Here is a 23,909-nt window from a genome sequence, read left to right on the forward strand (position 1 = left end):
ACCACGATGAGCACCACACCCCGGGTTGTCATCATCGGCGCCGGCATCGTCGGCGCGAACCTGGCCGACGAGCTGACCGAGCGCGGGTGGACCCGGATCACGGTCCTCGACCAGGGTCCGCTCCCGCTGACCGGCGGCTCGACCTCGCACGCGCCGGGCCTGGTGTACCAGACGAACCCGTCGAAGACGATGACCGAGTTCGCCACCTACACCGTCAACAAGCTGAAGAGCCTCGACGTGGACGGCGCCTGGTGCTTCAACCAGGTCGGCGGCCTGGAGGTCGCCACCACCCCGGAGCGCCTGGCCGACCTGCACCGCAAGCAGGGCTGGGCCACCTCGTGGGGCGTGCCCGGCGAGGTGGTCGACTCCGAGGAGTGCGTGCGGCTGCACCCGCTGCTCGACCCCGAGCAGGTCCTCGGCGGGTTCCACACCCCGACCGACGGGCTCGCCAAGGCCGCGCGCGCCGTGGTGGCCCTGCGGCGCCGCGCCGAATCTCGCGGCGCCGAGTTCCACGGCAGCGTCCGGGTCACCGGCATCTCCCACACCGGCGGACGGGTCACCGGCGTGCGGACCACGGCCGGCGACTTCCCCGCCGACATCGTGGTGTCCTGCGCCGGGTTCTGGGGCCAGGCGATCGGCGAGATGGTCGGCATGCGGGTGCCGCTGCTGCCGCTGGCGCACCAGTACGTGCGCACCGGCCAGGTCGCGGACCTGGTGGGGCGCAACGACGAGCTGACCGAGGCCGGGCTGCCGATCCTGCGTCACCAGGACCGCGACCTGTACTACCGCGAGCACGTCGACTGCCTCGGCATCGGCTCCTACGCGCACCGCCCGATGCCGGTGCGCCTGTCCGACCTGCCCGAGGTCTCCGACGACGACCTCACCGAGGCGGCGATGCCGTCGATGCTGCCGTTCACCGAGGAGGACTTCGCGCCCTCCTGGGAGCACAGCAGGCAGCTGCTGCCGTCGCTGCGGTCGGCGAAGATCGAGACCGGGTTCAACGGGATCTTCTCGTTCACCCCGGACGGCGGCCCGCTGATCGGTGAGTCTCCCGACGTCGCCGGGTTCTGGATCGCCGAGGCGGTCTGGGTGACGCACTCCTCCGGCGTGGCGCGCTCGGTCGCGCAGCTGCTGGTCGACGGCCGCAGCGAGATCGCCCTGCACGGCTGCGACGTGCACCGGTTCGACGAGATCGAGACCACCGAGGCCTACGTCGACGAGACCGCGCAGCGCAACTTCGTGGAGATCTACGACGTGGTGCACCCGCTGCAGCCGAAGCTGTCACCGCGGGACCTGCGCGTCAGCCCGTTCCACGCGCGGCAGAAGGAGCTCGGCGCGTTCTTCCTGGAGGCGCACGGCTGGGAGCGGCCGCACTGGTACGAGTCGAACGCGCACCTGGTCAAGGACCTGCCGCCGGAGTGGCAGCCGCCGTCGCGGGACGCGTGGTCGGCGATGTTCCACTCCCCGATCGCCGCGGCCGAGGCGTGGAAGACCCGCACCGCGGTCGCCCTCTACGACATGACCCCGCTCAAGCGCCTGGAGGTGTCCGGGCCGGGCGCGCTGGCGTTCCTGGACCGGCTCACCACCGGCAAGATGGACAAGTCGGTCGGCTCGGTCACCTACACGCTCGCGCTGGACGAGGCCGGCGGGATCCGCAGCGACCTGACGGTGGCCCGGCTGGGCGAGGACCGCTTCCAGGTCGGCGCGAACGGCAACCTGGACCTGGCCTACTTCCGGTCCGAGGCGGGCGGGGACGTGCAGGTCCGCGACATCACCGGCGGCACGTGCTGCATCGGCGTGTGGGGTCCGCTGGCCCGCGACCTGGTCCAGCCGCTGAGCCGGGACGACTTCTCGCACGAGGCGCTGAAGTACTTCCGCTGCATGCCCGCGCACATCGCGGGGATCCCGGTCACCGCGATGCGACTGTCCTATGTGGGCGAACTCGGCTGGGAGATCTACACCAGCGCCGAGTACGGGCAGCGGTTGTGGGACGTCCTGTTCGAGGCAGGCCGCCCGCTCGGGGTGGTGGCCGCGGGCCGCGCCGCGTTCAACAGCCTGCGGCTGGAGAAGGGCTACCGGTCGTGGGGCACGGACATGACCACCGAGCACAACCCGTACGAGGCCGGGCTCGGGTTCGCGGTGCGCAAGCAGAAGGGCGACTTCGTCGGCCGGGACGCGATCGCCGAGGTCACCGACGAGACGGTGACACGCCGGCTGTCCTGCCTGACGATCGACGACGGCCGCAGCGTGGTACTCGGCTCCGAGCCGGTGTTCCTCGACGGCGAGCCCGCCGGGTACGTCACCTCGGCCGCGTTCGCGCACACCCTGGGCGTGCCGATCGCCTACGCGTGGCTGCCCGCCGCCGCGACCCCGGGCACGCCGGTCGAGATCGGCTACTTCGGCCGCCGGGTGCGCGCCACCGTGGCCGCCGAACCCCTGGTCGACCCCGAGATGCTGCGCATCCGGCGCTGAGGACGGACACCGATGCGCACACTGACCCTCGAAGCGTTCCTCGACGCGCTCGCCGCCCGGGTGCCCGCCCCGGGCGGCGGCGCCACCGCCGCGCTGCACGCCGCCCAGGGCGCGGCGCTGGTCGCGATGGTGGCCCGGTACAGCGACGGCGAGAAGTACCGGCAGGACGCCGACGCGATCACGCAGATCCGGGCCAACGCCGACGACCTGCGCGCCCTCGCGCTGGCGCTGGCCGAGAAGGACGCCGCCGCGTTCCAGGCCGTCACCCGCGCCTACGCCCTCCCGAAATCCACCGAGCGCGAGAAGGTGGCCCGGTCGCGGGCGATCGGCGTGGCACTGGTGGAGGCCGGCCGGGTTCCGGCCCGCGTCATCGCGGTCGCCAAGCAGATCGTCAACCTCACCGAACGGCTTCAGCCGATCGGCAACCGCAACGTGATCAGCGACGTCGCCGCGGCGGCCGACGCGGCGCGGGCGGCGTTGTCCACGGCCAGGGTGAACGTCGAGATCAACCTGTCCGGCATCGGCGAGGGCCCGGCCCGCGACGAGCTGACCGCGGCGATCGCCACCGTGGACCAGGCGATCGCCCGCGCCGACGACGTGACCACCGCCGTGCGGAAGCAGATCACGCGATGACCGCCGTCCTCAGTGGAACCGAGCTGGGCAGGCAGATCCGGGACGAGGTCTCGGCTGACGCCGCGGCCCTGTCCGAGCGGGGCGTGCACCCCCGCCTGGCCGTCGTGGTCGCCACCGACGACGAGTCCAGCGCCTGGTACGTGCGCTCGATCGCGAAGACCGCGGCACGCAGCGGTGTGCTGTGCGACGTCGTGGACCTCGGCGCGGCCGCCACCCGGGCCGGGATCACCGCCGAGCTGGAGCGGCTGAGCGCCGATCCGGCGGTGCACGGGATCATCCTGCAGACCCCGCTGCCCGGCGCCGCCCGGCTGGAGGAGCTGGCCACCGCGATCGACCCGGCCAAGGACGTGGACGGCGCCAACCCGGTGTCGCTCGGCCGTCTCACCGCCGGCCTGCCCGCGCACCCGCCGGCGACGGCCGCGGCGGTGCTGGCGCTGCTCGACCACTACGAGGTGCCCCTGGCCGGGCGCCGCGCCGTGGTGGTCGGGCGCTCCACGGTGGTCGGCAAGCCCGCGGCGCAGCTGCTGCTGGCCAGGGACGCGACCGTGACGATCTGCCACCGCCACACCGCGGACCTCGCCGCGTCCACCCGGGAGGCCGACGTCCTCGTGGTGGCCGTGGGCCGGGCCGGGCTGATCACCGCCGAGCATGCCGCCCCGCACGCGGTGGTCGTCGACGTGGGCACCAACCCCACCCCGGACGGCGGCCTCGCCGGTGACGCCGACGCGCGGTCGCTGTCCGGCCGGGTCGCGGCGCTGACACCCGTGCCGGGCGGGGTCGGGCCGGTGACCACCGCGCTGCTGCTCCGGCACACCATCACCGCCGCGTCCCGTTAGGACAGTCATGACCGGGAACCCCCTCGCCGTCCGGACACCGGTGCCGGAGCTGCTGACCCAGCCACCCACCCTGGTCTGCGGCATCGTCAACGTGACGCCGGATTCGTTCTCCGACGGCGGTCTCTTCCACTCCCACGCGGCCGCGGTCGAGCACGGGCAACGGCTGGCGGCCGAGGGAGCCGACCTGCTCGACGTGGGCGGCGAGTCCACCCGGCCCGGCGCCCGTCCGCCCACCCTGGACGAGGAGCTGGACCGGGTGGTGCCGGTGATCGCCCGGCTGGCCCGCGTGGTGGACGTGCCGATCTCGGTCGACACGTCCCGCCCCGAGGTGATGCGTGCCGCGGTGGACGCCGGGGCCGCGATGATCAACGACGTGCGCGCGCTGCGGCACCCCGGCGCCCTGCGGGCCGCGGCCGAGCTCGGGGTGCCGGTGTGCCTGACCCACATGCTCCGGCCCCCGCACCTGATGCAGCGCGATCCGCGCTACACCGACGTGGTCGCCGAGGTGCGGGACTTCCTGCGCGCCCGCATCGAGACCTGCCTGGCGGCCGGCATCCCGGCGGAGCACCTGATCGCCGATCCCGGGTTCGGCTTCGGCAAGACGCTGGAGCACAACCTGGCCCTGCTCGGCGCGCTGCCGGAGTTCCGCGCGCTCGGGGTGCCGCTCATGGTGGGCCTGTCCCGCAAGGCGATGCTCGGCCGGCTCACCGGCCGTCCGGTCGGGCAGCGCACGGTTGCGTCCGTGACCGCCGCGGTCCTGGCCGCGCAGCGCGGCGCGAAGATCGTGCGGGTGCACGACGTCGCCGCCACGCGCGACGGCCTCGCGGTCCTGGAGGCGCTGCCGTGAACCGGTCAGATGATCGCGCGGATCGCCTTCTCGAAGCCGGTGACGTGCACGAGGGCCAGCTCGGCCGCGGTGTCCGCGTCACCTTCGGCGATCGCCCGCAGCAGGGCGGTGTGCTCGCCGACGTGCCGGTCGAAGTGCGGCATCCGGTCCAGGAACAGGCAGAAGATGCGGGTCGCCAGGTTGTCGTAGCGGACCAGCGTGTCCTCCAGGTGCGGGTTGCCAGCCGCGCGGTAGATCGCGCGGTGCACCCGCAGGTCGCAGCGCATCAGCTCGGTGCGTTCGAGCGCCCGCACGTCCAGGTCGGCGACCTCGTCGGCGAGTTCGGCGAGCTCGGACTTCACGCCCGGTCCGGCGGTCTCGGCGGCGCGCCGGGCGGCGAGGGGTTCCAGCTGGACGCGGATCTCGGAGATGTAGGCCAGGTCGGTGATGTCGACGCCGGTGGCGAACGTGCCGCGCCGCGGGTAGGACACGACCAGCCGGTCGACCTCCAGGCGTTTGAGCGCCTCCCGCACCGGCGTGCGGCCGAGCCCGAGCGACGCGGACAGCGCGGTGTCGTCGATCGGCGCCATCGGCGGGATGTCCAGCATGATCAGCCGGTCCTGGATCGCCGTGTAGGCGCGCTCGGCCAGGGAGACCGGCGGCCCCTCGAGTTCCTGCTGTCGAACGGTCACGAACGCCATCCTCTCCGCTGAAAACCACGATCCGCCACTCTGGTATATCAACCCTACATCAGGAGGGACCATGACGGTCTCCGTCTTCGACCTCTTCAAGGTCGGCATCGGTCCGTCCAGTTCGCACACGGTCGGCCCGATGCGGGCCGCGTACCTGTTCGCCTCCCGTCTGGCGGACACCGGGCTCCTGCCGCGCACGGCGGGGCTGCGCTGCGAGCTGTTCGGCTCGCTGGGCGCGACCGGGCACGGGCACGGCAGCGTCAAGGCCGTCGTGCTGGGGCTGACCGGGGAGCAGCCGCACCTGGTCGACCCGGTCGCCGCCGAGCCCGCGGTGACCGCGGCCCGGGCGGACGGCGCGATCTCGCTGCTCGGCAAGCACCGGATCGCCTTCGCCGTCGACGACGACATCGTCCTGCACCGCCGGAAGCGGCTGGACTTCCACAGCAACGGCATGGTGTTCACCGCCTTCGGCGACGACGGCGAAGTGCTCGACCGGCGCGAGTACTACTCGGTCGGCGGCGGGTTCGTGCTCGACCAGGACGAGACCGGCCGCCGGGCGCTGGTGCCCGATCCCACCCCGGTGCGCTACCCGTTCACCACCGCCGACGGGCTGCTCGCCCACACGCGCGAAACGGGCCTGCGCATCAGCGACCTGATGCTGGCCAACGAGTTGTCCTGGCGCGGCGAGGCGGAGATCCGCGCCGGGCTGCTGCGGATCTGGTCGGTGATGCGCGAGTGCGTGCACCGCGGCACGCACACCGGCGGCGTGCTGCCGGGCGGGCTGAAGGTGCGCCGGCGCGCCAACGACCTGCGGGAACGGCTGGAACGCGACTCGGGCGAGCCGGACGCGCTGCACGCCATGGAGTGGGTCACGCTGTTCGCGCTCGCGGTGAACGAGGAGAACGCGGCGGGTGGCCGGGTGGTCACCGCGCCGACCAACGGCGCGGCCGGGATCGTGCCCGCGGTGCTGCACTACGCGGAGAAGTTCCTGCCCGCCTTCGACGACGACGCGGCCGTGCGGTTCCTGCTCACCGCCGGGGCGATCGGGTCGCTGTTCAAGGAGAACGCCTCGATCTCCGGCGCCGAGGTCGGGTGCCAGGGCGAGGTCGGGTCCGCGTGCTCGATGGCCGCGGCCGGTCTGGCGGAGATCATCGGCGGGACCCCGGAGCAGGTGGAGAACGCGGCCGAGATCGGCATCGAGCACAACCTCGGCCTGACCTGCGATCCGGTGGGCGGGCTCGTGCAGATCCCGTGCATCGAGCGCAACGCGATCGCCTCGGTCAAGGCGATCACCGCCGCCCGGATGGCGGTGCGCGGCGACGGCCGCCACCACGTGTCGCTGGACAAGGCCATCAAGACGATGCGCGAGACCGGCGCCGACATGAAGGACAAGTACAAGGAGACCGCCCGCGGCGGGCTGGCTCTCAACATCGTGGAATGCTGAGGAGACATCGATGACGCGCTCGTTCACGCTCACCCTGGACTGCCCGAACCGGACCGGGATCGTCCACGCCGTCAGCGCCTACCTCGTCGAGCACGGCGGCAACATCGAGGAGTACCAGCAGTTCGACGACCCGGTGCGCAAGCGGCTGTTCCTGCGCACCAAGGTCACCACGGACGCGGACGTGGACCTCGCCGAGCTGTCCCGCGGTTTCGAGCCGGTCGCCGCGGACTTCGCCATGTCGTACGCGTTCCACCCGGACCGCAACGCGCGCGTTCTGGTGATGGTGTCCAAGCAGGGCCACTGCCTCAACGACCTGATCTTCCGCTGGCGCGCGGGCAGTCTGGGCGCCGACATCGTGGCGGTGGTGTCCAATCACGACGATCTGCGCCCGATGGCGGAGGCGGCCGGGCTGCCGTTCCTGCACATCCCGGTGACGCCGGAGACCAAGCCCCAGGCCGAGGCGCGGCTGCTGGAGGTGGTGGAGGAGTACGAGGCGGAGCTGGTGGTGCTCGCCCGGTACATGCAGGTGCTGTCCGACCAGCTGTGCAAGGCGCTGCACGGCCGGGCGATCAACATCCACCACTCGTTCCTGCCCGGGTTCAAGGGCGCGAAGCCCTACCACCAGGCCTACGACCGGGGAGTGAAGCTCGTCGGCGCGACGGCGCACTACGTGACGCCCGACCTGGACGAGGGGCCGATCATCGAGCAGGAGGTCATCCGCATCGACCACACCTATGATCCGCGCGCACTGCAAACGGTAGGCCGCGACGCGGAGGCGCTGGCGCTCTCCCGGGCGGTCCGCTGGCACTGCGAACGCCGCGTCCTGCTCAACGGCAACAGCACCGTGGTCTTCCCCTGACCCGTGGTGCCCGTGGATCGGCCCCTCCGTGCACTGTGGACGGTCCGGAATGCTCAACGGCAACAGCATCCCCTGCCGCGCGCCCGCGGCCCGGCTGCTCCGTGCGGAGTGGACACCTGGCCCACGGCGCCGCACACGCGGAACCGCGGCGCCGGGCCACAGCGCTGCCCCGAACACTCCGTCGACGCATGGTCAACCCCCGGCGCCCGCAGACCGACCGGGCAATGCACTGTGGACGGCCCATACCACCCAACGACAACAGCAACCCCTGCCGCGACACCCGCGGCCCGGCTGCATCCGCAGCGGATACCTGGCCCGGCGCCGCACACGCGGGACCGGCATGCCGGGCCGCGGCGCTGCCCCAGCACTCCGCCGACGCACGGTCAACCCCCGGCGCCCGCGGACCGACCGGGCCGTGCGTTGTGGGCGCCGCTCCTGTCGCGAACAGCCGCCCGCGTCGCCGAGGCGCCGGCGCTGTCCCGAGCGGTCCGCGGGCACGTGGTCATCCCCCCGCTGCCCGGCTGCACCGCGCTCACCGCCTCCTGCCGCGGCGGACCAACCGTCAGCGCGGGCCGAGGTAGCCGACGCGGAAGCTGATCTCCTCGGCGCCCGCGACGATCTTCTCGGCGATGTCCGGATAGGACGACGGCTCCATCCGGTACGCCGGCCCGGAGACCGACAGCGCCGCGATCACGTCCCCGTTCGCCGCGCGGATCGGGGCGGCCACCGCGTTCAGCCCGACCTCCAGCTCCTCCACGGTGCACGCCCAGCCGCGCTCGCGGACCTGCTCCAGCTCCTCGGCGAGCTTGGCCCGGTCGGTGCGCGTGTTCGGCGTGAACGCGGGCAGCTCGGCCAGCGCGGACTCCCGGTCGTCGTCGCCGGCCCAGGCCAGCAGGACCTTCCCGCTGGAGGTGGCATGCAGCGGGGTGCGCTGGCCGATCCAGTTCCGCGCGGTCACCGCCGCCGAGCCGTAGACCTGCATGATGTTGGTCGCCTGCCCCTGGTCCACGACGGCGACGTTCACGGTCTCGTCGAGTTCCGCGGCGAGCCGCTCGCACACCGCGCGGCTCTCCCGGGACAGGTCCAGCCGGGCCGTGGTGGCGCCGGCCAGGCGCACGATGCCGAACCCGAGGCGGTACTTGCCGCGCTCGCTGACCTGTTCCACCAGCTGCCACGCCTCGAGCGCGCCGACGAGGCGGAACGCGGTGGATTTGTGCACGTCCAGTTCCTGGGCGATCTCGGTAACCCCGGCCTCGCCGCGTCTGGCGAGGATGTCCAGGATGGCGATCGCCCGGTCCACCGACTGGACCTGACTCGCGGACCCGTTCGTAGAGCGCTCGTTGTTCCGCATACCGCAACTCTACTCACATGACACAATTTCCCACTTCCGGGCCTTGACCGCTCCCCCCACGCTGCCGCACTCTGTTGCGGATAGCACGTGTAGTTGTGCATTACACAACGGAGCTGCCTCATGATTCCCGTCTGCGCTCTCCAGGACCTCCCCGTCGGCGAAGCCGTCCGCATCGAAGCCGAAGTGCCGATCGCGGTGTTCAACGTCGACGGCACGCTGTACGCGATCGACGACACCTGCACCCACCAGGACGCCTCACTGGCCGACGGCTGGCTGGACGGCTGCGCGGTGGAGTGCCCCCTGCACGCCGCCTGCTTCGACCTGCGCACCGGCATGCCGAGCGGGCCCCCGGCCAAGAAGCCGGTGCGCACGCACGAGGTCGTCGTGGTCGACGGGCAGATCTACGTCAACGTCAACGCGCCGCAGCGGATGGGGGTCTGATGCGCGTGATCGCCATCGCCGGCGCGTCGCTGGCCGGCCTGTCCACGGCGCGCGCGCTGCGGGAGGCCGGCTTCGACGGCCGGGTGGTCGTCGTCGGCGACGAGCCGCACCGGCCCTACGACCGGCCGCCGCTGTCGAAGGAGTTCCTCGCCGGCACGATGTCCGCCGCCGACCTGGCGCTGGAGAACGACGACGAGGACCTGGACGTGGACTGGCGCCTGGGCGCGCGAGCCGTGGCCCTGGACCCGGCACTGCGGACGATCGTGCTCGACTCGGGCGAGCGGATCACCTGCGACGGCGTGGTCCTGGCGACCGGCGCGCGGGCCCGCCGCCTGCCGGGCTCGCCGCTCGCCGGTGTGCACACGCTGCGCACCCTGGACGACGCGATCGCGCTGCGGGCCGAACTGGTCCCCGGCGCGCGGCTGGTGGTGATCGGCGCCGGGTTCATCGGGGCCGAGGTCGCCTCGACCGCCCGCGGGCTCGGCCTGGCAGTCACGGTGGTCGAGCAGCAGGCCGTGCCGCTCGCCGGACCGCTCGGCGTCGAGCTGGGCGGCGTGTGCGCGGCGCTGCACGGCGAGCACGGGGTCGAGCTGATCACCGGCGTTGGTGTGGCGGGCCTGACCGGCGCGGAACGGGTGCGGTCGGTGCACCTGACCGACGGCCGCGAGCTGCCTGCCGACGTCGTGGTGGTGGGGGTCGGCGCGGTGCCGAACACCGAGTGGCTGGCCGGGTCCGGTCTGGACGCGGAGCGGGGCGTGCGCACGGACGCCCGGTGCGCGACCGGCTTCCCGTCGGTGGTGGCGGTCGGCGACTGCGCGGTGTCGCACAACCCGTTCGCCGGCGCCGAGATCCGGCTCGAACACTGGACCAACGCGCTCGAGCAGCCGGCCACCGCCGCGGCGACCCTGCTCGGGCACGAGCAGCTGCCCAGCCCGCGCGCGCCCTACTTCTGGTCCGATCAGTACGGGGCGCGCCTGCAGTTCGCGGGCCACCGCCGCGAGGGCGACCGGATGGAGATCGTCGACGGCGACCCGGCAGCGCGCCGGTTCACGGCGGTGTTCCGGCGGGGCGACCGCCCGGTGGCGGTGTTCGCGATGAACCAGCCGAAGGTGTTCGGCCGCTGGCGCCGCGAGCTGCGCGCCACCGCTCCCGAACCGGTATGAAGGGGCCGTTCATGCCGCGATGATGAGGGCTGTGGTGGGTGGATGAACGGTCCGTTCATGCCTTCGCGTGTGGATGGGCCGGTGGCACTTCCGGGCGGCTGGGCATCTCGCGCCCCGATGAACGGTCCGTTCACAGCTTCGCGGGTGGGCCAGTCGCGGGTCGATGAATGACCCGCTCATGCCCTCGCGAGTGGGTGGGCCGGTGGCTCCGCGATCAACGGTCCATTCATCCCTTGGGCGTGGGTCAACATGTCCTGGCTTGATGAATGGTCCGTTCATGGGGACTGCCCAGAGTTCGGTTGACTCCGGTTTTGTGGGTGGGTCAGGCCGCGTCAGCGGCGTTGAGCAGTGTCTCGAACTCGATCGGAGTCAGTCGCCCCAGGGTGTGTTGGCGGCGTCGGCGGTGGTAGGTGGTTTCGATCCAGGTGACGATGGCCAGGCGTAGTTGCGCCCGGGTGGGCCAGCGTCGGCGGTTGAGCACGTTCTTTTGCAGGAGGCTGAAGAAGGATTCCATCGCGGCGTTATCGGCGCAGGTTCCGACTCGTCCCATTGATCCGCGCAGGCCGGCCGCGCGCAGCTCGCGCTGGTAGACGTGTGAGCGGAACTGGCTGCCGCGGTCGGAGTGCACCACGGTCCCGGCCGGTTCGCGCAGCGTCACGGCGTGGCGTAGCGCGGCAAGGGCAAGGTGGGAGGTCATGTGCGAATCGATGGAGTAGCCGACGATCCGTTTGGAGCAGGCGTCTTTGACCGCGCAGAGGTAAAGCTTGCCCTCGCCGGTGGGATGTTCGGTGATGTCGGTCAGCCAGAGCTGATCGGGCCGCTGGGCAGTGAACTCGCGACGGACGAGGTCATCGTGCACGGGTGGCCCGGGGCGTCGGTGGCGCCCTCGTTTGCCGGCGTGCACTGACCACAACCGCTGCTGGGAACACAACCGGCCGACGCGGTTGCGCGAGGCCCGCCAGCCCGCGGCGGCGAGTTCGTCGGCGATGAACCGGTAGCCGAACTCGGGGTCATCGTGGTGGATGTCGATCGCGGCGTTGATGAGATGAGCGTCGTCGTAGTCGCGGTCACTGACCGGTTTGACCTTCCACTTGTAGAAGGCCTGCTTGGAAAAGCCCAGCACCCTGCAGGTCACCGTGACGGGGATGCCGTCGCCGGCGAGGTGCGCCGACCAGCGGGTACATCATTTTGGGAGCACGTCACGCGCGAAGTAGGCGGTCGCGCGGCGCAGGATCTCGTTCTCCTGCTCCAGCTGTTTCGTGCGCCTGCGCAGCTCCCGGTTCTCCGCCTCCAGGTCCCCGTGCGGGGCTGAACTCGGGCGGTCGGCGCTGACACCGTCCTCGCGGTCGGCGATCTTCAGCCACCGCGACAGGCAGGACTCCGAGATTCCGAAACTCCTCGCGACCTGCGCGACCGACTGGTCGCCCTGACGGGCGACCGCGATCACGTCACGACGGAACTCCTTCGGGAACGGCTTCGGCACGATCCTCATCCTTCCAGCAAGGCCGCCGGCCTCACAGATCAGGAGTCAACCGAAACCTGGGCAGACCCATGCCGCCGCGGAGTCTGTGGTGGGTGGATGAACGGTCCGTTCACGCCTTCGCGAGTGGCTGGGCCGGTGGCGCCGCGATGAACGGTCCATTCATCCCTCGGGAGCGAGCCAACATGTCCCGGCTTGACGAATGGGCCGTTCATGCTGCCGCCGCAAGGCCTGTCGTGGGTGGATGAACGGTCCATTCATGCCTTCGGGGCGGCTGGGCATCTCGCGCCCCGATGAATGGACCGTTCATAGGTTCGCGAGTGGACCAGTCGTGCATCGATGAATGGACCGTTCATGCCTTCGAGCGGCTGGGCATGTCGCGCCCCGATGAATGGCCCGTTCAACGGGGCGCGGGTGGACCAGTGGTGCGTCGCTGAATGACCCGTTCATGCCTTCGCGAGCGAGTGGACCGACGGTGCCGCGATGAACGGTCCATTCATCCCTTGGGCGCGGGCCAGCACGTCCTGGCTCGATGAATGGTCCGTTCACCCCGCCGCCACGGGGCATGTGGCGGGTGGATGAACGGTCCGTTCATGCCCCGAACGACTGGGCAGGTCGCACCCCGATGAATGGTCCATTCATCGCTTCGCGGGTGGACCACTCATGCATCGATGAACCACCCGTTCATCGCGCGCCCGGCAACCGGCTCAGGAAGCAGGACCGGCGATAGCGCGACGAAACAGCGCCTCGATGTCCGAAATAGACGGTGTGCCGTCCGCGATCGCCAACTGCATCAGCAATCCGCAGAACAGTCCGGCCAGCAGGCGCCCGGTCAGGGCGTCCGTCCGGGAGCCGAACAGCTCGATCAGCGCGTCGTCCCATGCCGCGCTCACCGGGCGCAACCGGGGGCGGTGCATGGCCGCCACGTAGAGGTCGTACTCGACCACCGTGTGCGGGCCCTCGTCACGCACGTACCGCATCACCAGCTCCGCCAGCGCGGCCGCGAAGTCCGCGTCCGGCGGCACGCTGCGCTCCCACTCCCGCAGGCCGCGGACGTTGTCCTCGGCCGCCTGGCTCAGCGCGACCTCGAGCAGGTCGTCCAGCGTGCGGAAGTGGTACGTGGTGGACCCCAGCGGCACCCCCGCCGCCGCGGCGACCGCCCGGTGGGTCAGCCCGTCGATCCCCCGCTCGGCCACCACGTCGATCGCCGCCCGCGCGATCTTCGTGCGCCGCCCGGGATCGTTGGGACGCTGCCGGCGCGATCCGGCCGCCTGCCCTGACACCACCGTGCACACCCCTCACCTGCGAAGACACCCGGTTAACACGATCGTAGCCGACGAGTATGGACATCCGTACGCACTCTCATGTACAAATGTACGCACTGAAGTGCCGCGCATCACATCTCCCGCGCCGGCGTTGCCCGCTACCGCATCGGAAAGGGCTCATGAAGGACCTGTACATCGACGGGAACTGGACCGAGGGGCGCGACGGGTCCCGCACCGACGTCCGCAACCCCTACGACGCCTCCGTCATCCAGACGGTCGCCCTCGCCGGCCCGGAGGACGTGGACCGGGCCGTCAAAGCCGCACGAGCGGCGTTCCGCCCCGGCTCGCCGTGGCGCCGCACCACCGCCGGCGAACGCGCCGAACTGCTCCGCCGCATCGCCGACCTGCTGGTCCGCGACCGCGAGGACATCGCCCGCACGGAAAGCCTCGACACCGGCAAGACCCTCGCCGAAGGGCGCGTCGACGTCGACGACGTGGTCGCGGTGTTCCGCTACTACGCCGCGGCGATCGCGCAGGAGGCCGGGCGCGTGGTGGACACCGGGAACCCGGCCGCGATCAGCCGGATCGTGCACGAGCCGGTGGGCGTCTGCGCGCTGATCGCCCCGTGGAACTACCCGCTGCTGCAGATCTCCTGGAAGATCGCCCCCGCGCTGGCGGCGGGCAACACGATGGTGCTCAAGCCGAGCGAGCTCACCCCGCTGACCACCATCCGGCTCGTCGCGCTCGCCGAGGAGGCCGGTGTGCCGCCGGGCGTGGTGAACCTGCTGCTCGGCCCTGGCGCGGTCGGCGCCGCGATGGTCAAGCACCCCGGGGTCGACCTGGTGTCGTTCACCGGCGGCCTGGCGACCGGCGAGAAGATCATGGCCGCCGCGGCGCGCGGCGTCCGCCGGGTGGCGCTGGAACTCGGCGGCAAGAACCCCAACGTGGTCTTCGACGACGCAGATTTCGACACCGCAGTCGACCTCGCCCTCAACGCCGCGTTCGTCCACTCCGGACAGGTCTGCTCGGCGGGCGCGCGGCTGATCGTGCAGAACGGGATCCACGACCGGTTCGTCGGCGAGCTCGCCCGGCGCGCCGAGCGGATCCGGCTCGGCAACGGGCTCGACCCGGACACCGAGTGCGGCCCCCTGATTTCCGAGCAGCACCGCGCGAAGGTCGAGGGCTACATCGCCGGGGCGATCGCCGACGGCGCCACCCTGCGCGCGGGCGGCACGCGGCCCGAGGATCCCGCGCTGCGCAACGGTTTCTTCCTCCGGCCCACGGTGTTCAGCGACTGCACCCGCGACATGGCCGTGGTGCGCGAGGAAGTGTTCGGCCCGGTCGTCACGGTGGAACGGTTCGCCACCGAGGAGGAGGCCGTCGAGCTGGCCAACGACACCGACTACGGCCTCGCCGGCGCGGTGTGGACCTCCGACGCCGGCCGCGCCCAGCGGGTGGCCGGGGCGCTGCGCCACGGCACGGTCTGGATCAACGACTACCACCCGTACCTGCCGCAGGCGGAGTGGGGCGGCTTCGGCAAGTCCGGCATCGGCCGCGAACTGGGCCCGTCCGGCCTGCAGGAGTACCGCGAGACCAAGCACATCTACCACAACATCGATCCCCGGCCGCAGCACTGGTTCAAGGGCTGACCGGGACTCCCCTCTCCACGCCGCAGTACTGAAGAGGAGGCGCGCGTGAGCACCAGCAACGACCACGGACTGTCCGAGTTCGGGTACCGGCAGTCCCTCGACCGCAGCATCGGCAAGTTCGCGAGTTTCGCCGCCGGGGTCAGCTACATCTCCATCCTCACCGGCACGTTCCAGCTGTTCTACTTCGGGTTCGGCACCGGCGGGCCGGCCTACTGGTGGTCCTGGCCGATGGTCTTCGTCGGGCAGATCGCGGTGGCCCTGTGCTTCGCCGAGCTGGCCGCCCGCTACCCGGTCGCCGGTTCGGTCTACAACTGGTCCAAGAGACTCGCCGGGCCCACCACGTCGTGGCTGGCAGGCTGGATGATGTTCACCGCCTCCGTGGTCACCCTGGCCAGCGTGGTGCTGGCCTACCAGGTCACGCTGCCGCAGCTGTGGTCCGGCTTCCAGCTGGTCGGCGACGGCAGCGGCGCCCACGACTTCGGGATCTCCGCGGTGATCTGGGGCGCGGTGCTGATCCTGTTCACCACGCTGGTGAACGCCTTCGGCGTGAAGCTGATGGCGCGCATCAACAGCATCGGCGTGTTCATCGAGCTGATCGCGGCGGTCCTGCTGGTCGTCATCCTCGCGGTGAACGTGGTGCGCGGCCCCGGTGTCTTCGTCGACACGCACGGGCTCGGCGAGGGGCACGTGGGTGGCTACGCCGGCGTGTTCCTGGTGGCCGCGATCGCCTCGGCCTACGTCATGTACGGCTTCGACACGGCGAGCTCGCTTGGCGAGGAGACGGTCAACCCGCGGCGCACCGCGCCGGTGGCGATCCTGCGCGCGGTCATCGCGTCGTTCGTGATCGGCGGGCTGATCCTGCTGTTCGCCATCATGGCCGCGCCCGACCTGTCCGATCCCCGGCTGGGCACGTCGTCGGGCGGGCTGCAGCTGATCGTGCTGCAGGTGCTCGGCGGGCCACTGGGCAAGGTGTTCCTGGGCTGCATCGTCGTCGCCATCACGGTGTGCGCGCTGGCCGTGCACACCGCCGGGATCCGGCTGATGTTCGCGATGGCCCGCGACAACGCCCTGCCGTTCGGGGTGCGGCTGGCGCGTATCAACGCCAAGACCGGCACGCCGGTGGTCCCGGCGATCCTCATCGGCGCGGTCGCGGTGGCGATCCTGCTGGTCAACATCGGGACACCGCAGATCTTCACCGCGGTCACCAGCGTCGCGGTGGTCATGATCTACCTGGCCTACCTGCTGGTGACGGTGCCGATGCTGGTCAAGCGGCTGCGTGGCGGGTGGTCGGGCCGCGACGCCGGCGGTCACTTCTCGCTCGGGCGGCTCGGCCTGCCGGTCAACGTCGTCGCCGTGCTGTGGGGCGCCGGGATGGCCGTGAACCTGGCGTGGCCGCGCGAGCAGATCTACGGCGGCGGAGCGCTGCGCTGGATGGCCCTGATCTTCATCGGGATCGTCGCCGCGATCGGCCTGGCGTGGTTCCGGCTCCGCGGCCGCCACCGCCTTGGCACGCTCCCCGAACACCAGGCCGACCGCGGCGACCGGCTCGTCGACGAGCTTTCCTGAGGAGGACGAACGTGAGCACCGAGAACTACGACTTCATCATCGTCGGCGGCGGCTCGGCCGGCTGCGTGCTGGCCAACCGGCTGTCGGCCGATCCGAAGGTGAAGGTGCTGGTGCTGGAGGCGGGCCGGTCGGACGCCAAGTGGGACGTGTTCGTGCACATGCCCGCCGCGCTGACCTTCCCGATCGGCAGCCGCTTCTACGACTGGGGCTACCGCAGCGAGCCGGAGCCGTTCATGAACCGGCGGCGCATCTACCACGCGCGCGGCAAGATCCTCGGCGGGTCGAGCAGCATCAACGGCATGATCTTCCAGCGGGGCAACCCGATGGACTACGAACGCTGGGCCGCCGACCCCGGCATGTCCGGCTGGGACTACGCGCACTGCCTGCCCTACTTCCAGCGCATGGAGAACTGCCTGGCCGACCCGCCGGACGGGCGCTGGCGCGGGCACGACGGCCCGCTGGAACTGGAGCGCGGACCGGCGTCGAACCCGTTGTTCCAGGCGTTCTTCGAGGCCGCGGAACAGGCCGGGTACCCGCGCACGGACGACGTGAACGGCTACCGGCAGGAGGGGTTCGCGCCCTTCGACCGGAACGTGCGCCGCGGCCGCAGGCTCTCCGCCGCCCGCGCCTACCTGCACCCGGTGCGGCACCGGAAGAACCTGACCGTGCAGACCCGCGCGTTCGTCTCGCAGGTCCTGTTCCGCGGCAACCGCGCAGTCGGGGTCGAGTACTCGACCGGGCGGAGCGCGCCGCGCGAGGTGTACGGCAAGGAGGTCGTGCTGTGCGGCGGGGCGATCAACACGCCGCAACTGCTGCAACTGTCGGGCGTGGGCAACGCGGCCGAGCTGCGCCGGCTCGGCATCGACGTGGTCCACGACCTGCCCGGCGTGGGTGAGAACCTGCAGGACCACCTCGAGGTGTACATCCAGTACGCCTGCAAGGAGCCGGTGTCGATGCAGCCGCACCTGGCGACGTGGAAGCGCCCACTGATCGGCGCGCAGTGGCTGTTCCTGCGGTCCGGCCCGGGCGCCACGAACCACTTCGAGGGCGGCGGTTTCGTGCGCAGCAACGACACCGTGGCCTACCCGAACCTGATGTTCCACTTCCTGCCGATCGCGATCCGCTACGACGGGTCGGTACCCGCCGGCGGGCACGGCTACCAGGTCCACGTCGGACCGATGTACGCCGACACCCGCGGCAGCGTGAAGATCACGTCGACGGACCCGCGGCGGCACCCGGCGCTGCGGTTCAACTACCTGTCCACCGAGAACGACCGGCGCGAGTGGGTGGAGGCCGTGCGGGTGGCCCGCAAGATCCTCAACCAGCCCGCGCTGGACCGCTACAACGGCGGCGAGATCTCCCCCGGCCCCGGCGTGGAGACCGACGAGCAGATCCTGGACTGGGTGGCGAAGGACGCGGAGACCGCGCTGCACCCGTCCTGCACGGCGAAGATGGGCGTCGACGAGATGTCCGTTGTGGACCCCGGGTCGATGCGTGTGCACGGCACGGAGGGCCTGCGGGTGGTGGACGCGTCGGTGATGCCTTACATCACCAACGGCAACATCTACGCGCCGGTGATCATGACCGCGGAGAAGGCGGCGGACCTGATCCTCGGCAACACCCCGTTGGCGCCGATCAAGGAGCCGTTCTACCGGCACAACGCCGGCTGAGACACCGACAGGTGCGGCGCCAGCGCGCGCAGGAAGTCCGGCGCGTCGAACGCCGCACCCGCGGACACCACGCCCGTCGCCCGGGTCCGTCCACTCAGGATCCGGGCGACGGCCTCCACCGCGAGCGGCGCGCTGATCGCGTAGATGTCCCGCCCGGCGGCGGAGATCCGGCGCTCCTCGGGGCCGCGGCGGACCACGACGTCGACGACGAAGGTCTGTGCCGAGCGGCCCCGCTCGTCGACGGCGGCCGGGGCCGCGGTGCCGGGCGCGGCCAGGTCCGCCGCCGCCTTGGCCGTCATGTAGGTGCGCACCTCGGGCACGTCCAGGTGGGTGGGGACGGTGACGATGTCGGCCATGCTGAACTCCCCGATGACGTCCTGCGACCCGAGCGGCGCGGGGAACTCCCACTCCAGCGTCGGCAGGGCGTCGTCGTGGTACTCCAGCCGTCCGCCGGTGTAGCGGACGCGGCGGTCGTCCCGCCGCTGCCGCGACACGGCCCCCGCCGCGAGCGTCCCGGCGGTGGGGTGCCAGCTGCTCAGGCCGTAGGCGAGGTGCACCTCGTCGGCCGCCGTCCAGTCCCCCATGGCGGCGGTGACCAGCAGGTCGCCGAGGCCGCCGAAGAACGCCATCGCCGGGACGACCACGTTCTCCCCGGCCCGCTCCGCGAAGTGGGCGAAGGTGTCGGCGTTCGCCTCGATCTCGGCGGCCACGTCGACGTACGGGACGCCCGCCCGCAACGCCGCCTCGATCAGCGGGGCGGCGGTCGTCGCGAAGGGCCCGGCGCAGTTGATCACGGCGTCCGCCCCGGCGAGGGCGCGGTCCAGTGCGGCCGGGTCGTCGACGGCCGCCGGCCGCACTTCGAGGTCCGGCTGCGCCACCGCCAGGAGCTTCTCCCGGTCGCGGCCCAGCAGCAGCGGGACGTGCCCGCGCTCGCGCAACTCCGCGACCACGAACCGCCCGGTGTGTCCGTACGCCCCGTACACCGCAACCCGTCCCATGCCTGCTCCCACGTGCTCGAAGTGATCCACTGCGGCAATCCTGTCCGGCCGGGCCCCCGCTGCCCAGTGTCCGGAACGACACGACCCGTACACTTTCGGACATGAACTCCGTCGCCGTCGCCACCACCGACGGCATGCTGCACTTCGAACTGGCGCTGGCCTGCGAGGTCTTCGGCTCGCCGCCGGACGCCGTGCGCGTCCCCTGGTACGACCTCAGCGTGTGCGGCGCGCGCCCAGTGCGGGCCGGCCGGTTCCGGGTCGAGCCGGACGGTGGTTTCGACCGGCTGGCCGAGGCGGACACCGTGATCGTCCCCGCGCTGGCCGACGTCGACGAAGACCCGCCCGCCGACCTGGTCGACGCGGTGCGCGCGGCTCACGAGTCGGGCGCGCGGGTGGTGTCACTGTGCACCGGCGCGTTCGTGCTCGCGGCCGCCGGCCTGCTGGACGGGCTGCGTGCGACCACCCACTGGGCGCACACGGACGAACTCGCCGCGCGCTACCCCCGGGTGACCGTGGACCCGGACGTCCTCTACGTGGACAACGGCCGCGTGCTCACGTCCGCGGGCAAGGCGGCGGCCATGGACCTGTGCCTGCACCTGGTGCGTCTCGACCACGGCTCGGCGATCGCGAACGTGGTCGCCCGCCGCCTGGTCGTGCCGCCGCACCGGGAAGGCGGGCAGGCGCAGTTCGTCAGCACGCCGGTGCCGGAGGACGACGGCCATCCGCTGGCCGAGCTGCTGCCGTGGGTGATGCGGCGGCTGGACCAGCCGTTGACGGTGGAGGACCTGGCGCGCCAGGCGAACCTGAGCTCACGGCACTTGGCCAGGCACTTCCGCGCCATCACCGGCACCACCCCGCTGCGGTGGCTGCTGGCGCAACGGATCCGCCGCGCGCAGGAGCTGCTGGAGAGCACGGACGACAGCATCGACGCGATCGCCGCCGCCGCGGGCATGGGCACCGCGACGACGCTGCGGCGCCACTTCCACCGCGCGGTCGGGGTGCCGCCGGACACCTACCGCCGCACGTTCCGGACCTGAAGCTCGGACCTGGCGATCAGCCACCACGCGCCGGCCGCGCCCGCGAGGTAGGCGACGCCGAGGAGCAGGAAGGACAGGCCGGCGCCGCGGCCCCAGTCCGTGACGGCGCCGAGCACGACACTCATCGCCGCGACGCCCACCAGCGTGCCGATCTGGCGGTTGGCGTTGAGCACGGCGCCGGCCACGTTCGCGTGCGCGACTCCGGCGAACTCGACCAGCGCGGCGGTCATCCCGGGCGAGATGATGCCCGCGCCGACGTTGGCCACCGCCACGGCGACGGCCAGGACCCAGTACGGCGTCTCGGTCGACATGCCGACCATGGCGAGCGACGCGATGCCGGCGACGAGCAGGAAGACCGTCAGCAGCACCCCGTTCGGGATCCGGCCCGCGATGCGCGAGTAGACCAGGTTGCCCAGCGGGAACCAGATCGTCATCGGCAACAGCTCCAGCCCGGCGAGGAGCGGACCGGCGTCGCGGGCGTGCTGGAAGTACAGGCTGAGCATGAACATGCCGCCGTAGACGGCGAAGTTGAACAGGAACCCGACCAGGTTCGCGCCGGTGAAACCCGCGCCGCGGAACAGGTTCCAGGGCATGACCAGGTTCTCGGCCCGCCGTTCGCGGGCGACGAGCGCGGCGGCGGCGAGGCCCAGCACCACGTACGCGGCCAGCACCGGGTGCGCCAGCCAGCCCAGCCGCGGACCTTCGATGAGCGCGAAGCTCAGCGCGGCGAGCGCCGCGATCCACAGGGCGTGCCCGGGCACGCCCAACCGGACGCGGCGCCCGTCGACCGCTGGGATGCAGCGCCGGGTCAGCAGGATGCCGGCAACGCCGATGGGCAGGTTGAGCAGGAAGATGCTGGGCCAGCTGAAAGCGCTTACCAAGAGCCCGCCGAGGGTCGGCCCGAGCGCGGCCGAGGTGGCGACGATCGCCGACCAGAGCCCGAGCATGCGGGTGCGCCGGCGCTTGTCGGGGAACGAGAACACCAGCAGGGACAGGGAACTCGGCATGAACAACGCGGCGCCCATGCCCTGGACGAGTCGCGCGGCGATGAGCACCCCGGCCGTGGGCGCGAGCGCGCAGGCGAGTGAGGCCGCGAAGAAGACCGCCATCCCGGCCAGGTAGACGGCCCGCGCGCCGAAGCGGTTCGCCAGGCCACCCGCGAGCATCAGCAGCGAGGCGAACACCAGCACGTAGCCGTCGACGATCCAGGTGAGTTCGGACAGCGAGGCGCCGAGCTGCTGCTGGATCGCGGTGCCGGCGACGTTGACGACGGTCACGTCGAGCGAGGCCATGACGAAGCCGGTGGCGAGCGCGGCGAGTTTCAGCCCGGAGGAGTCACGCACGGTAAGTACGATAGCCATCAAACTTCATGGTGGTCAAACTTCGACGATCATCGTAATATGGGTGCCGTGACGGACCGGATCAACGACCACCCCGCCGCGGAGGACATCACGCTGCAGGGCGTGCTCGACGCGCTGACCGACCCGGTGCGGCGCAGCATCGTGCGGCAACTCGCCGATTCGGGCGAGGACATGGCGTGCGGCACGTTCGACATCAACGTCACCCGGTCGACCAGCACGCACCACTTCAAGGTCCTGCGGCAGGCCGGGATCATCCGGCAGCACTACCAGGGCACGGTGAAGCTGAACGAGCTCCGCCGGGCCGACCTGGAGCGCGCCTTCCCCGGCCTGCTGGACACGATCATCGAGTCCGCCCGCCGAGAGGCGGGCCGTCAGCGCGCGTCCGCCTGACCGCCCCGCGCGGGGCGGTCCCCGCGCAGGTACCGGGTCACCATGGCGACCAGCTCGTTCTCCAGCGCCTCGGTCCCGATGGTCCGCGGATCGGCCATCGCCCGGTGGGTGTTCGTCTCCACGGTGAACACGATCAGCTCCGCGGCGGTGTCCAGGTCCCGCACACCCACATCGGGGTGCCGGGCGAGCAGGTTGCGCACTTGACCGACGCGCATCTTCCCGTGCCGGTCGATCGTGTCGAGGAGTTCCCGCGAAACCGGCGCCTGCTCGATCATGATCCGCAGCAGCTGGGGATCGTCGCGGTGGTTGTCGATCGCGTCCCGCACCAGGGCCCGGACCAGCTCCTCCAGGCTGCCCGGTGACAGGTCGAGCTGGTCGGCGGGCGTCCACCGGCCGCGGTCGATGTGCCGCACCAGCAGCTCCGCGAGGATGGCGTCCTTGTTCGGAAAGTACTGGTACAGCGAGCCGATCGAGACGGCGGCGCGCTCGGCGATGCGGTTGGTGGTGCCGGCGGCGTAGCCGTGCTCGGCGAAAACGTGAGCAGCGGCGGTGAGGATGCGCTCGCGGGTGAGCTCCGCGCGCACCTGCCGGGGCTTGCGACGTGCTTGAAGGCGACGGTCGTCCGACGGCATCGCACATCCTCCTCGTGGCGGGAAAAGCGAGTAGCCAAAAAGCTGAGCTATTGCTCACAATAGTGGCATGACCTGCGCTGACGCACCACACCAGCTCACCACTGTGGACGAGGTCGAGTCCATCGTCGGGCGCCCGGCGCCGATGATCACGCTCAAGCAGATCTCCGTCCTCGACGAGGGCTGCCGGGCCGTCCTGGCCCGCTCGCCGATCGCGGCCGTCGGCTATCGGGACGCCGGCGGCGCGAGCCGGACGACGTTCCTCGGCGGCGCGCCGGGGTTCGTCCGCGTCCACTCGGCCACCCGGTTCTCGTTCACCCTGGACGACGACGCGCGGGGTGCGGTCTCGTTCTTCTTCCTCCTGCCGGGTGTCGGGGAGGTGTTGCGCATCAACGGTTCCGTGGTCAAGCGGAAGGGCGAGCGGGTCTTCGCCGACGTCACGGAGGCCTACGTCCACTGCGCGCAGGCCATCCTCCGGTCCCGGCTGTGGCAGCCCCGCGATCCGGCCGGGCAGGCCGCCGCACCCGGAGGTGAGGGTCCACTGTGCCAGGCCGGGATCGCCGAGTTCCTCGCCGCGGCCCCGTTCCTCGCGCTGTCCACTTGGGACTCCTCCGGCGGGAGCGACACGAGCCCGCGCGGGGACCGGGAGGCGGTGGCGCGGATCGTGGACGGCCGCACGCTCGTCATCCCGGACCGGAAGGGCAACAAGCGCGCCGACACGCTGCACAACCTGCTGCAGGACGACCGGCTGTCGTTCGCCGCGCTCGTCCCGGGCCGGGACGAGGTGCTGCACGTCCGCGGGCGGGGCGCGATCACCGTCGACCCGGCACATCTGGAGCCTTTGGCTCTGCGCGGGAAGCCGCCGCACGCGGCGCTGCTCATCACTGTCGAGGACGCGTCGATCGCCGTCAACGACGCCGTGGTGCATTCGCAGCCGTGGAATCCCGGCGCCGACCGTGACCCGGTGCCGGATCTCCTTGCCGTGGCGGGAAAACACGTAGCCGCGTACTCGGCGACGGCCGCGGGCGGCGCCTTCCTGCTCAAGGCGGTCCCGGGCGCGAACCGGCTGCTGCGTCGGGTGATGGACCGCACCTACCGCTCGGGCCTGCGGAAAGAGGGCTACGAAGAGCCGCCCCGCTGAGCCGGG

20 protein-coding genes and 1 pseudogene are annotated in these 23,909 nt (G+C 71.6%); 14 read left to right on the top strand and 7 right to left on the bottom strand.

What is annotated here, in order from left to right:
- The first annotated feature begins 6 nt into the window (after positions 1-6).
- The 4 genes from AMY39116_RS0322795 to folP are packed head-to-tail and all read left to right on the top strand — an operon-like array spanning position 7 to position 4,788.
- Positions 7-2,472 (top strand): FAD-dependent oxidoreductase, encoded by a 2,466-nt coding sequence (locus AMY39116_RS0322795; protein ID WP_020419944.1) that lies wholly within the window; start codon positions 7-9, stop codon positions 2,470-2,472.
- 12 nt (positions 2,473-2,484) lie between these two features.
- Positions 2,485-3,105 (top strand): cyclodeaminase/cyclohydrolase family protein, encoded by a 621-nt coding sequence (locus AMY39116_RS0322800; protein WP_020419945.1) that lies wholly within the window; start codon positions 2,485-2,487, stop codon positions 3,103-3,105.
- The gene (locus AMY39116_RS0322805; protein ID WP_020419946.1) at positions 3,102-3,941 is read left to right on the top strand and encodes a bifunctional 5,10-methylenetetrahydrofolate dehydrogenase/5,10-methenyltetrahydrofolate cyclohydrolase; all 840 of its coding nucleotides are present in this window, start codon (positions 3,102-3,104) and stop codon (positions 3,939-3,941) included. Before AMY39116_RS0322800 ends, AMY39116_RS0322805 begins: the two co-directional genes overlap by 4 nt.
- Positions 3,942-3,948: 7 nt before the next feature.
- A complete protein-coding gene (gene folP, locus AMY39116_RS0322810; protein ID WP_020419947.1) occupies positions 3,949-4,788 on the top strand; it encodes a dihydropteroate synthase in 840 nt (279 codons plus the stop codon).
- Between the two features lie 5 nt (positions 4,789-4,793).
- Here the strand turns inward: folP and AMY39116_RS0322815 are convergent, their stop codons facing one another.
- A complete protein-coding gene (locus tag AMY39116_RS0322815; RefSeq protein WP_020419948.1) occupies positions 4,794-5,468 on the bottom strand; it encodes a GntR family transcriptional regulator in 675 nt (224 codons plus the stop codon).
- A 61-nt stretch (positions 5,469-5,529) separates the two neighbouring features.
- Between AMY39116_RS0322815 and AMY39116_RS0322820 the strand changes: the two genes are divergently transcribed.
- Positions 5,530-6,903: an L-serine ammonia-lyase gene (locus tag AMY39116_RS0322820; protein WP_020419949.1), complete on the top strand. Its 1,374-nt coding sequence runs from the start codon at positions 5,530-5,532 to the stop codon at positions 6,901-6,903.
- A 10-nt stretch (positions 6,904-6,913) separates the two neighbouring features.
- Entirely contained in the window at positions 6,914-7,762 is an 849-nt protein-coding gene (gene purU / locus AMY39116_RS0322825; protein WP_020419950.1) for a formyltetrahydrofolate deformylase, read from the top strand.
- Positions 7,763-8,324: 562 nt separating this feature from the next.
- Here the strand turns inward: purU and AMY39116_RS0322830 are convergent.
- Complete coding sequence (locus tag AMY39116_RS0322830; RefSeq protein ID WP_051123584.1) at positions 8,325-9,113, bottom strand: IclR family transcriptional regulator; 789 nt, start codon at positions 9,111-9,113, stop codon at positions 8,325-8,327.
- A 120-nt stretch (positions 9,114-9,233) separates the two neighbouring features.
- Between AMY39116_RS0322830 and AMY39116_RS0322835 the strand changes: the two genes are divergently transcribed.
- Together AMY39116_RS0322835 and AMY39116_RS0322840 are read left to right on the top strand one after the other, a co-directional pair.
- A complete protein-coding gene (locus AMY39116_RS0322835; RefSeq protein ID WP_020419952.1) occupies positions 9,234-9,554 on the top strand; it encodes a bifunctional 3-phenylpropionate/cinnamic acid dioxygenase ferredoxin subunit in 321 nt (106 codons plus the stop codon).
- Positions 9,554-10,717 (top strand): NAD(P)/FAD-dependent oxidoreductase, encoded by a 1,164-nt coding sequence (locus tag AMY39116_RS0322840; protein ID WP_020419953.1) that lies wholly within the window; start codon positions 9,554-9,556, stop codon positions 10,715-10,717. Before AMY39116_RS0322835 ends, AMY39116_RS0322840 begins: the two co-directional genes overlap by 1 nt.
- 322 nt (positions 10,718-11,039) lie before the next feature.
- Here AMY39116_RS0322840 and AMY39116_RS0322845 read toward each other — a convergent pair.
- Both AMY39116_RS0322845 and AMY39116_RS0322855 read right to left on the bottom strand, forming a co-directional pair.
- Positions 11,040-12,200, bottom strand: a pseudogene (locus AMY39116_RS0322845) (IS3 family transposase).
- 704 nt (positions 12,201-12,904) lie between these two features.
- The gene (locus AMY39116_RS0322855; RefSeq protein ID WP_020419956.1) at positions 12,905-13,492 is read right to left on the bottom strand and encodes a TetR family transcriptional regulator; all 588 of its coding nucleotides are present in this window, start codon (positions 13,490-13,492) and stop codon (positions 12,905-12,907) included.
- Positions 13,493-13,641: 149 nt separating this feature from the next.
- Between AMY39116_RS0322855 and AMY39116_RS0322860 the strand changes: the two genes are divergently transcribed.
- From AMY39116_RS0322860 to betA, 3 genes are read left to right on the top strand one after another with little or no spacing between them, the layout of a single operon-like run.
- Positions 13,642-15,111 (top strand): aldehyde dehydrogenase family protein, encoded by a 1,470-nt coding sequence (locus tag AMY39116_RS0322860; RefSeq protein WP_020419957.1) that lies wholly within the window; start codon positions 13,642-13,644, stop codon positions 15,109-15,111.
- Between the two features lie 45 nt (positions 15,112-15,156).
- Positions 15,157-16,677, top strand: a complete 1,521-nt coding sequence (locus AMY39116_RS0322865; RefSeq protein ID WP_020419958.1) for an APC family permease — start codon at positions 15,157-15,159, stop codon at positions 16,675-16,677.
- An 11-nt stretch (positions 16,678-16,688) separates the two neighbouring features.
- The gene (betA, locus tag AMY39116_RS0322870; RefSeq protein WP_020419959.1) at positions 16,689-18,347 is read left to right on the top strand and encodes a choline dehydrogenase; all 1,659 of its coding nucleotides are present in this window, start codon (positions 16,689-16,691) and stop codon (positions 18,345-18,347) included.
- On the opposite strand, the gene AMY39116_RS0322875 is transcribed toward betA, so the two are convergent.
- Positions 18,326-19,345 carry a trans-acting enoyl reductase family protein gene (locus AMY39116_RS0322875; RefSeq protein ID WP_020419960.1) on the bottom strand — a complete coding sequence of 340 codons (1,020 nt, stop codon included), beginning with the start codon at positions 19,343-19,345 and terminating at the stop codon, positions 18,326-18,328. The genes betA and AMY39116_RS0322875 overlap by 22 nt on opposite strands.
- A gap of 101 nt (positions 19,346-19,446) precedes the next feature.
- On the opposite strand from AMY39116_RS0322875, the gene AMY39116_RS0322880 reads away from it, so the two are divergent.
- A complete protein-coding gene (locus AMY39116_RS0322880) occupies positions 19,447-20,382 on the top strand; it encodes a helix-turn-helix domain-containing protein (protein WP_020419961.1) in 936 nt (311 codons plus the stop codon).
- Here the strand turns inward: AMY39116_RS0322880 and AMY39116_RS0322885 are convergent.
- The gene (locus tag AMY39116_RS0322885; protein ID WP_051123585.1) at positions 20,358-21,743 is read right to left on the bottom strand and encodes an MFS transporter; all 1,386 of its coding nucleotides are present in this window, start codon (positions 21,741-21,743) and stop codon (positions 20,358-20,360) included. The genes AMY39116_RS0322880 and AMY39116_RS0322885 overlap by 25 nt on opposite strands.
- Positions 21,744-21,782: 39 nt before the next feature.
- Here AMY39116_RS0322885 and AMY39116_RS0322890 point away from each other — a divergent pair, with 39 nt between their 5' ends.
- A complete protein-coding gene (locus tag AMY39116_RS0322890) occupies positions 21,783-22,133 on the top strand; it encodes a helix-turn-helix transcriptional regulator (RefSeq protein ID WP_020419963.1) in 351 nt (116 codons plus the stop codon).
- On the opposite strand, the gene AMY39116_RS0322895 is transcribed toward AMY39116_RS0322890, so the two are convergent.
- Positions 22,115-22,765 (bottom strand): TetR/AcrR family transcriptional regulator, encoded by a 651-nt coding sequence (locus tag AMY39116_RS0322895; RefSeq protein WP_027936156.1) that lies wholly within the window; start codon positions 22,763-22,765, stop codon positions 22,115-22,117. The two genes, AMY39116_RS0322890 and AMY39116_RS0322895, sit on opposite strands and share 19 nt — an antisense overlap.
- Before the next feature lie 67 nt (positions 22,766-22,832).
- Here AMY39116_RS0322895 and AMY39116_RS0322900 point away from each other — a divergent pair, with 67 nt between their 5' ends.
- Positions 22,833-23,903, top strand: coding sequence for a pyridoxamine 5'-phosphate oxidase family protein (locus tag AMY39116_RS0322900; RefSeq protein ID WP_084506137.1), 1,071 nt, complete (start codon positions 22,833-22,835; stop codon positions 23,901-23,903).
- Positions 23,904-23,909 lie beyond the last annotated feature (6 nt).

Origin of the sequence: Amycolatopsis sp. ATCC 39116 (genome assembly GCF_000231075.2) — a bacterium.
In the GTDB taxonomy this organism is placed as follows: domain Bacteria; phylum Actinomycetota; class Actinomycetes; order Mycobacteriales; family Pseudonocardiaceae; genus Amycolatopsis_E; species Amycolatopsis_E tucumanensis.

Coding starts and splice junctions, on each gene's coding strand:
- AMY39116_RS0322795 (WP_020419944.1), top strand. CDS start 7: ATGAGCACCACACCCCGGGTTGTCATCATCGGCGCCGGCATCGTCGGC.
- AMY39116_RS0322800 (WP_020419945.1), top strand. CDS start 2,485: ATGCGCACACTGACCCTCGAAGCGTTCCTCGACGCGCTCGCCGCCCGG.
- AMY39116_RS0322805 (WP_020419946.1), top strand. CDS start 3,102: ATGACCGCCGTCCTCAGTGGAACCGAGCTGGGCAGGCAGATCCGGGAC.
- folP (WP_020419947.1), top strand. CDS start 3,949: ATGACCGGGAACCCCCTCGCCGTCCGGACACCGGTGCCGGAGCTGCTG.
- AMY39116_RS0322815 (WP_020419948.1), bottom strand. CDS start 5,468: ATGGCGTTCGTGACCGTTCGACAGCAGGAACTCGAGGGGCCGCCGGTC.
- AMY39116_RS0322820 (WP_020419949.1), top strand. CDS start 5,530: ATGACGGTCTCCGTCTTCGACCTCTTCAAGGTCGGCATCGGTCCGTCC.
- purU (WP_020419950.1), top strand. CDS start 6,914: ATGACGCGCTCGTTCACGCTCACCCTGGACTGCCCGAACCGGACCGGG.
- AMY39116_RS0322830 (WP_051123584.1), bottom strand. CDS start 9,113: ATGCGGAACAACGAGCGCTCTACGAACGGGTCCGCGAGTCAGGTCCAG.
- AMY39116_RS0322835 (WP_020419952.1), top strand. CDS start 9,234: ATGATTCCCGTCTGCGCTCTCCAGGACCTCCCCGTCGGCGAAGCCGTC.
- AMY39116_RS0322840 (WP_020419953.1), top strand. CDS start 9,554: ATGCGCGTGATCGCCATCGCCGGCGCGTCGCTGGCCGGCCTGTCCACG.
- AMY39116_RS0322860 (WP_020419957.1), top strand. CDS start 13,642: ATGAAGGACCTGTACATCGACGGGAACTGGACCGAGGGGCGCGACGGG.
- AMY39116_RS0322875 (WP_020419960.1), bottom strand. CDS start 19,345: ATGGGACGGGTTGCGGTGTACGGGGCGTACGGACACACCGGGCGGTTC.
- AMY39116_RS0322880 (WP_020419961.1), top strand. CDS start 19,447: ATGAACTCCGTCGCCGTCGCCACCACCGACGGCATGCTGCACTTCGAA.
- AMY39116_RS0322885 (WP_051123585.1), bottom strand. CDS start 21,743: ATGGCTATCGTACTTACCGTGCGTGACTCCTCCGGGCTGAAACTCGCC.
- AMY39116_RS0322890 (WP_020419963.1), top strand. CDS start 21,783: ATGGGTGCCGTGACGGACCGGATCAACGACCACCCCGCCGCGGAGGAC.
- AMY39116_RS0322895 (WP_027936156.1), bottom strand. CDS start 22,765: ATGCCGTCGGACGACCGTCGCCTTCAAGCACGTCGCAAGCCCCGGCAG.
- AMY39116_RS0322900 (WP_084506137.1), top strand. CDS start 22,833: ATGACCTGCGCTGACGCACCACACCAGCTCACCACTGTGGACGAGGTC.